At 61.0% G+C, this 7998-nt stretch carries 9 protein-coding genes; 4 read left to right on the top strand and 5 right to left on the bottom strand.

The genetic code is table 11. The features are described from left to right. Positions 1 to 211: 211 nt before the first annotated feature. The 3 genes from G6N73_RS33535 to G6N73_RS33525 form a co-directional block, all read right to left on the bottom strand. Positions 212 to 715: a helix-turn-helix domain-containing protein gene (locus G6N73_RS33535; protein ID WP_165034214.1), complete on the bottom strand. Its 504-nt coding sequence runs from the start codon at positions 713 to 715 to the stop codon at positions 212 to 214. 174 nt (positions 716 to 889) lie between these two features. Continuing rightward, complete coding sequence (locus G6N73_RS33530; RefSeq protein WP_165034213.1) at positions 890 to 1237, bottom strand: hypothetical protein; 348 nt, start codon at positions 1235 to 1237, stop codon at positions 890 to 892. Beyond that, complete coding sequence (locus tag G6N73_RS33525) at positions 1234 to 1935, bottom strand: ParA family protein (protein WP_165034212.1); 702 nt, start codon at positions 1933 to 1935, stop codon at positions 1234 to 1236. The genes G6N73_RS33530 and G6N73_RS33525 overlap by 4 nt, the downstream gene beginning before the upstream one ends. Before the next feature lie 274 nt (positions 1936 to 2209). Between G6N73_RS33525 and G6N73_RS33520 the strand changes: the two genes are divergently transcribed. The 3 genes from G6N73_RS33520 to G6N73_RS33510 all read left to right on the top strand — a co-directional run bounded on the left by G6N73_RS33520 (position 2210) and on the right by G6N73_RS33510 (position 5325). Further along, complete coding sequence (locus G6N73_RS33520) at positions 2210 to 2605, top strand: plasmid mobilization protein (RefSeq protein WP_165034211.1); 396 nt, start codon at positions 2210 to 2212, stop codon at positions 2603 to 2605. 230 nt (positions 2606 to 2835) lie between these two features. Continuing rightward, positions 2836 to 5094, top strand: a complete 2259-nt coding sequence (locus G6N73_RS33515) for a relaxase/mobilization nuclease domain-containing protein (protein WP_246252779.1) — start codon at positions 2836 to 2838, stop codon at positions 5092 to 5094. 9 nt (positions 5095 to 5103) lie between these two features. After that, a complete protein-coding gene (locus tag G6N73_RS33510) occupies positions 5104 to 5325 on the top strand; it encodes a hypothetical protein (protein ID WP_165034209.1) in 222 nt (73 codons plus the stop codon). Between the two features lie 335 nt (positions 5326 to 5660). On the opposite strand, the gene G6N73_RS33505 is transcribed toward G6N73_RS33510, so the two are convergent. Continuing rightward, positions 5661 to 5999: a helix-turn-helix domain-containing protein gene (locus G6N73_RS33505; RefSeq protein ID WP_206079236.1), complete on the bottom strand. Its 339-nt coding sequence runs from the start codon at positions 5997 to 5999 to the stop codon at positions 5661 to 5663. A gap of 4 nt (positions 6000 to 6003) precedes the next feature. Then, positions 6004 to 6240 (bottom strand): helix-turn-helix transcriptional regulator, encoded by a 237-nt coding sequence (locus G6N73_RS33500; protein ID WP_343044836.1) that lies wholly within the window; start codon positions 6238 to 6240, stop codon positions 6004 to 6006. A gap of 482 nt (positions 6241 to 6722) precedes the next feature. Here G6N73_RS33500 and G6N73_RS33495 point away from each other — a divergent pair, with 482 nt between their 5' ends. After that, entirely contained in the window at positions 6723 to 7976 is a 1254-nt protein-coding gene (locus tag G6N73_RS33495) for an ATP-binding protein (protein WP_165034207.1), read from the top strand. Positions 7977 to 7998 lie beyond the last annotated feature (22 nt).

The raw sequence follows: 7998 nt of genomic DNA, 5'->3' as shown, positions 1-7998 counted from the left end.
TACAGCGAGCCCGAAGCCGAGGCGGCGTGGTGGGAAACAACCGGAGCCAATCCGGACGAGGTTTTCGCGCTACCCGAAACCGGCCGCTCATGAGGCCGGTGATCGAGGCGGTGCAAGCCCCCCGATCTTCCAATTCGCGACGACGGAAGCCGACGTGATGTGTCGGCACCTGCTCTTGATCGATAGCGCCGGTTCCGCCTCCCGCGCCAGGTCAGCTCCGGGGCTTCGTATCCGTCTGTTTGGCCGGGTTGTGCCCGCCGCTGTCCGCCGACAATTCCTCTACCAGCCTGAGAAGGTTCTGCGCGGTCGCAGCCGGCAGGTCCAGCATGCGCATGACAAGCTTGAACCTGGTCTCCGCCTCCTGCTCGGTCTCGCCGAAGAACTGCGGAGCCGCCGCGTAGATCGCTTCGATTGGCGAGAAATCGAGCAGTTCGGCCAGATGCAGTAGCCGTGTTACCCGTAACTTGGCTCCAGCCCGCTCATGCCGGGCGTAAATCTCGTGATGCAGGCCGACCATCATGCCGACCTGCTCGCGGTTCAAGTTCTGCGCATCACGCCTCTCCCGCAAGAAGCGGCTCAGTTCCTCCTCGATTTCGAGAAGACCGCGAATGCCGCCAAATCCCGGCTTGCGCCAGATCGGTTTTCCAGCCTCGGAATCGTCCGTTTCGACAAGGCCATGCCTGTCGATGTAAGTCTGTACGTCCTTGATTGCCATCGTCTGGCTCGCTCGAACCTGCTCGCTGCCCCAACCCCGCCAAAACAGACGGGAAAACCCCAATTTGGCTCCAAACCCCAAAAATCAGAGCCAAAACGATAGTGTTCCTAGCAGGGATTCGGACACGACATCAACTCGACTCTCGGCGTAGCTCGGTGCAGACCACACTTCCTGTCAAAATCCGTTCGCGTCCAAATATTGTCGAATGGCCTTCTCCATGAGGGCCTGCATGGACGTCTCCAGGTTGAAGGAGGCCAACTTGAGCCGGCGCTTCGTGTCCCGATCCAGATTGACATTCACGAAGTGGCTCGCCCCTTTCATCCGCACCCGCTTCATTTGCCGCAGCGCCTTGCTCGCTTCGCTGGACGTCTCGCCCTTCTCGCGTTCTGTCACAGCGTCCGGCATGGCCCTCGTCGCGGCCGTACCCTCGTTATACGCGCGCTCGGGATGAGCGGGAGCCGCACGCTGCCGGCGCGGGGCGGTGGCGAATTCGTCCAGCGACAGGCTTTCCTTCCCGCTCATACCGCGCGTCCCGTCGCTGCCTCGCTCGCGAGCAGTTCGTCGACTTCCGCGACCAGCGCCTGCGTCTCCCGCCGCGCCTTGGCGATCGCTTCCGTCACCTCCTGCATCTGAAGCGTGCCGATGCCGTTGTGGATGTCCTTGTAGACATTGCGCTCGAACACCTCGGTGCGGAACAGATAGGTTCCGACCTTGTCTTCGATGATCGGCCTGATCTTTCGATAGAGTTCCGTGTGCCTGACCGTCACAGTGATCCGGGTTCGCAGCACGCCATGCCGGCAGGTCCTGCCCATCACCTCGTTGACGCGCAGCACATTCTCGAAACTGTCAATAGCGCCGAGCACTTCGCGTTTTGACGGCTGTATTGGCGAAATCACCAGGTCGGCCGCCGCGATCACCGGGTCCACGATCGACGTGTCCTCGCCGGGCGTGTCGATCAAGACATGATCGAATACACTGTTGTTGTCTTCCATCCAGCGTTCCAATCCTCTTGCCGTCTTGTGGCTATAGACTTCGATGCCCTCGGGCTGCGCATCCTTCTCCTGGCAATCCGACCACCACTTCATCAGGTTGTTGCGGGCGTCCATGTCGATCATGGCGACGCGTTCGCCACGCAGGGCATATTCGCCGGCGATGTTCATCAGTGCTGTGGTCTTGCCCGCGCCTCCCTTGCCGTTAATGGCGGCGATCACGACCGTCATCGACTTATCTCCCTAGAAAAATGTGTTTCTACTCACACACGAATCCATGTTCGTGTGGACGTGGATTCACATCGATATAGAAACACACGAACATGGAAAAATACAATCATATTGATATGAAAAAAAGCATATCAAGCGTCAATATGGGATAAATCTCTACCATTTATGTTGGCAGGATACGGAAAAATGTGATACATTTTCCTGACGATCGAGGGACAAGCCCTCGATCCGCGGCCTGCGGCCGCGACCACAACGATCAGAGGTGTGGCTGACGATGGCTCGCAGCATTTCGGAAGCGTCGAAACGGAAGGAGAAGGTGGCACATATCCGCTTCTCGCCGGCCGAGTTCGATGCCCTGGAGGCAGCCGCGAGCGCAGCCGGGATGACCGTGTCCGCCTTTGTCCGGTCGCTGTCGATCGAGGGTGCCGGCGTGCGGCCGTTTCTCGGGGAGGGGGATCGCTTGGTGCTCGGCCTGCTCGCCGACGGCATGCGTGCGATCGGCGGTAACCTCAATCAGATTGCCAGAGCCATCAACACTGGCAGGGCGCCGGTTGAAAGTGATGTCGCAGGCAGCATCAGGGATGCGCATAGCGTGGCGACCGCGCTCGCTGCCGAGCTGGCGGAGATGACCCGGCGTTCGGCGGCTGCCCGACGCGGGGAGGGCGCCTGATGGAGTTTTTTCCTGGCGCCTTCGAACGGGAGTGGGAACGGCGGCGCGCCATGCTGATGCATGAAATGCAGCTCGGTCAGTCTGAAAAGAACGACTGGGATCAACCGCGAAGGGGAGGGGTGGCGCGGATCGGTGATGAGGGGCTGGGCGGCTTCGGGAGGGCGCGGCGGCGGCAGGGCGGAAGCGGAGCGCGGTGGTCGCGTGGTGGCGCGGGAGCGGCCAGCCGCTCGATGCGGACACGCTTCGCCGAACTGGCGCGCGGCAGTCAACCGGCCGTGGTTAAATTGGCTTCCTATGGTGGCGGCGCACGTGCCGGCGCGATGATGAGCTATACGTCGCGGGGCGGCGAACTGGCGGTCGAGAATGAGCGCGGCGAGCGGGTGCTGGGCAGTGACGCACTCGCCGAACAGCGCGCGGAGTGGGAGCATCTCTTCGACAATCGCACCGCCAGCCGGGATCTGGGTGTGTTCCATGTCTCGATCGATACGGCATCACTGCAGGATGACGTGGACCAAGATGACCAACTGCGCGAGATTCTGCAGTCGGGATTTGGTGATCGGCGGTTCGTCTACACCGCGCGGGAGCGATCCCCGGACGAGCTCTATGTCTCCGGAGTCATCGTGCTGCGCGACGGACGTGGAGAGCGGCTGACCGGCGACCGGAAAGCTGCCGAGATCGTCCAGCAGCGATATGACGACTCCGATGCCGGGCAGGATGTCGAGGCCCGGTTCCGGTTCAATGGCTACGGCAATGGAGTGGAGTGGGGCACGGCGCGTGTGCGCGAACTGGTCGCTGGGACCGAAAGGGAAGTTCGCGACGACACCGGACGGTTGATCGGGGATGCGGCGCTGGCCGGCGATCTCGTTCAGAAAGAATGGCGCAGGGAATTGCACAGCCGCAAGGGCAGGGACGTCATGCACCTGATTGTCTCGGCACGAGCAGGTACTGATGGGGTGGCCTTCGAAGCTGCCGTGCGCGAATTCCTCGGCGAGCAGTTTGCCGGGCATCGCTACGTGTTTGCCGTCCACGATCCGGCGCACGATCCAAAGGAGATAGCCGTCGGCGGCAAGCGCCCGCATATCCATGCCCATGCGATCGTCACCATGCGCTCCGATGCTGGCGATCGGATCGTCACCAGCCCGCAGATGTTCCGGGAATGGCGTTCCGTGATGGCCGAGAAGGCGCGCGAGCAGGGCATCGACATGGAGTTGACCGACCGCCGTGAGTTCGCCAACGCACCGGCCTACTCGCGCAACCAGGTCCGCCCCGTCAGTTATCTCGGCCGGACCGAGCATGAAGGCACGAGCGCCGCCGCGCATACCCGCTATCGGGCCAAGCGGTCGAACGAGGTCAACTTCGCAAAAACCGATCGCAGCCGGCAGTATGCAGCGACAGCGGCCGAGGCCTGGAGCGATCTTGCCAATGAGGCGGGCGGCACGCGCGAGGGCGCCTTCGCCATGCGTCAGAGCGGTCGTCTGGACGGATTGACAGAGAACGCTCAAAATGAGCGTATTTTTGTGGCAGATCGTGAAGAGGCTGTCAAAAACGCGACTAATATGATAGTGTTGGCGGAGTTCGTGAACGGTGAGGACGGACCGATGCGAGAGATGACGCGCCCTGAGTTCGAGGCTTACGAGAGCCGTGTAGAAGCGGTCCTTGCCTCTGTGGAGCAGACACTCGATACAACGGATCGCGCCGACTTCGACGAGGTCGCCGCGGCAGCGCGCGAGGTGGTGGACATCCGTCGCGAATATCTCGAGTTCACCGAACGCCAATCCGACCGAGAGGGTGGGCAGGTATCGCGTGCCGTGCGTGACGATCAGTACGAGGATCCCAATGCTCAGTGGGATGCCGCGGTTGCGCGGTTCGGACTGCAGGCGGTCGAAACAGCGAACGAGGTTCTGGTTCAGGTCGGTCACTATCGCGAGGGGCTTGAGCGGATTGAAGCGGGCGAGCTGCCGCAATCCTTCACGGCAAGCTACCAAGCAGGGCTCGAGCGGGAAATTAACCGGGCCGCGGAAATGGCTGTCGATGGCGACAACCATTATATGCGCGAAGCCGCGAAAGCGGATCAGGAGCTGCAGCGTACGATCGCTCAGATCGAGCTGTCCCGTGCCGAGAGAGTGCGTAGCGACACGGGAGCAGACAGGGATCAGAAGGCTGATTCAATCGACGCCGGCGCGAACCGCCCGAATGAGGGCGCGCCTGGCGGGTTCCAAGGTGCTGCCGAAGCCGAGCAACATCGCGATCCGGTTCGGGAGGTCCGTTCGACGCCGGAGAAGGATGGCCAGACAGTCGAGCAGCAGGCGACGATGCCGTCCGAGCAACGCACAAGGCATCCCGACGACCGATCCGTCGAAAGGAAGCCTGGCCTCGACGCGGAGCTTGCTCGATCCGATCCACCGCAGCAGCATGTGCCGCGTCTTCGCCAAATCGAGCTGGAACTCGAAAAGCGCGAAGACCGTGACCGCGACGATCGGGAGAGGTAGGAGTTCGCCATGAAGAATGACAACTGGCCATACAAATACGGCCCGCCTCCAGACGAGTTGCCAGAAAATGACCACGGTTGGCCCGGTTCATGGCTCTTGCTCGCGTTTCTGTTGATTGCCCCGCTAATCTATTTCGGACCCCAGCTTGGCGCAGTTGAGGCGTGGCTTTTCAGCCTCTACCGCGCTCTAGATAATTGGGTTGCCCCAATCAGGGAGTTTGTGTTGGGGTAAGAACTCTCCGCGGCTCACGCAATAGGCGCCCGAAAGTCCATCGGTGAGAATAAGTCGCGAGCAACTACACGACCTGGTCTGGTCGATGCCCATGATGGAGATTGCCCGGCAATCAGGCCTCCGCAATCAACACATCGCCAGGGCATGTGACGGCGCGGAAGTAGCGCGCCCTCGCGCTGGCCATTGGCAGAAGGTGGAGTACGGGAAACCTGTGACCCGCATGGCTCTCAGCAATGATCGTTACGCGGCAAGTGACATCATCACGATCGACGCAACAGGTTGGGCAATCTCGCAGCCATAACCGGAAGTCTTTCGCGGCTCTTTCCGCCTGATCGTCACCCCTGTGCCAGTGCGCGAATGAGGGTTCGAAACGCGGCGCGGACCTTGCGATCCTCGATTTTTGCCAGCGCCTGCGCAACCATGGTATCTCGTCTATGAAGCATCGGTTGCTCGGGCTCGCCGATCTTAGGGCCGACGCCTTCGAAAAAGAACGACATCGGTGCCTCCAGCGCAGTAGCTGCACGCAACAGAATGGTTACGGCGATCCGGTTCGTCCCGCGCTCATACTTCTGAACCTGCTGAAAGCTGACGCCGAGGATTTCCCCTAGTTTCCGCTGGCTCAGACCGAGCGATTGACGTCGGGCGCGCAGGCGGCGCCCGATGATGACGTCCACCGGATCACGAGCGCTTTCGTTTTCGCGGGGGACGGGCTGGGATTGGCGGGGGTGGATCGATGAAGAAGTCGGTCGGGGCAACGTCAAGGATCTCCGCCAGCTTCTCCAGCATGTCGACGGTCGGAGAATGGACTTCACGCTCCAGGTGGCCGACGTAAGTTCGATACAGGCCGGCTTGCGCGGCCAATTCCTCCTGCGACATGCCTTTGATGTAGCGCATCCGTCGCAGGTTCTGCGCCACCACCGTCCTCAGCTTCATAGCCGAGACGGAACAGAATGCGCAGTAAACAGCGACGCAGTATAATGAGTGATTCCGAAAAATCTACCGGCTCACAACGCCAAATTGCCTCGTCATGTCGGTGTTCCGAGTTTCGTGAATCGGCGCGGACGCGAAAGCGAGTCTTTGCAGTGGGTTGCCGGAACGGTGTTGGTTCCGAGTTTGCGTACTGGCGCCGGGATGTGCCGAGTTCGTGTACTGAACTGGGCCGCAAATTGCAGTGAATGAGTCGGAGATCGCTCGACCAGAAAGCCCAGGAATTGGAGCCTTCTCCAAATATTTTGGTTCCGAGTTTGGGAACCTAGTACGTAAACTCGGCACACAGTTCGCGAATCTCGGCACCAGTTCGCGAAAACCTCGCTCCCCGACACGTCATCTCGATGGTGGATAAGAATCGGTCGCCTCCGTACTTTAAATTGGACGGCGGGCACGTTAAAGATGGGCGCATGGTTGGCTCGACATCGCCGCGCAAAATTCTTGACCGGAAAATCCGCCCGCTCGTTGAAGCGGCACTGGAAGACACCCGTGCTGTGCTGATCACTGGCCCGCGTCAGGCCGGAAAAACAACACTCGCCAGACAATTTTCCGGAGCCGATCGACCGTATATCACACTTGACGACGCTGGCGCCTTGAGCGCTGCACGCGCCGATCCCGTCGGCTTCGTCAGAGGCATCGACCGCGCGGTGATTGACGAGGTCCAGCGCGCCCCAGAGCTCATGCTGGCGATCAAGGAGAGCGTCGACCGCGACGATGCTCCGGGTCGTTTCCTTCTGACCGGATCCGCCAATCTTGCCACGATGCCGGCGATCGCCGATTCTCTGGCGGGTAGGATGGCGACGATCTCGCTCTTGCCTTTCGCCCAATCGGAGCTCCGCTCTACCCCTGGGCGCTTGGTCGACCGCCTCTACGCCGGTGACGAACTCGCAGTCTCAGCCGATGCAGTACTCGGCGACGAATTGATCGCGCTCGTGCTTTGTGGCGGATATCCGGAGGCCTTGCGCAGGTCGAGCCAGGCACGACGGACCGCCTGGCTCGAAGACTATGTGACGCAAATCCTCGACAGGGATGTTCGGGATATCGCCAATATCGATCAGCTGGATCGGCTGCCGCGGCTTCTTGCGGTTCTGGCGGAGCACGCGGGTCAGCTCGTCAACCACTCCAGTTTCGGCGCTGCCCTCGGCTTATCGAGCGTGACAGCTCAGAAGTACGTGGCGATCCTCGAGCGTCTCTTTCTGGTCAGGACCTTGGCGCCATGGTCGAGCAATCGGTTGAGCCGTCTCATCAAGACGCCGAAGTTGCATTTTCTCGACAGCGGGCTTCTTGCCACCCTGCGTGAGGATGAGGGGGGAACGCTGCAGCAGGATCGGACGCGCTTCGGCGCCTTGCTCGAAACTTTCGTCGTCTCGGAACTCCTCAAGCTGGCATCGTGGTCGGAGCGACGCCTGTCCTTCTCGCACTACCGGACGAAGGACCAGGACGAGGTCGACGTCGTCATTGAGGATCGTCGCGGGAGGATCATCGGGATCGAGGTGAAGGCCAGTGCGACGGTTCGGGCCCAGGATTTCCGCGGGCTGCGTCAGCTGCAGGAAGCAGTAGGCGACCGCTTCGTCCGCGGCCTCGTGCTCCACGACCATGATCGCTTCACGCCGTTTGGTGAAAAATTGCAGGCCGCGCCGTTGTCCATCCTGTGGTCGATGTAAAGTCGCATAACATAGTTTATGG

The sequence above is a fragment of the Allomesorhizobium camelthorni genome (genome assembly GCF_011045125.1).
GTDB classification, from domain to species: Bacteria; Pseudomonadota; Alphaproteobacteria; order Rhizobiales; family Rhizobiaceae; genus Allomesorhizobium; species Allomesorhizobium camelthorni.
This window is presented reverse-complemented; position numbering and strand designations above follow the sequence as displayed.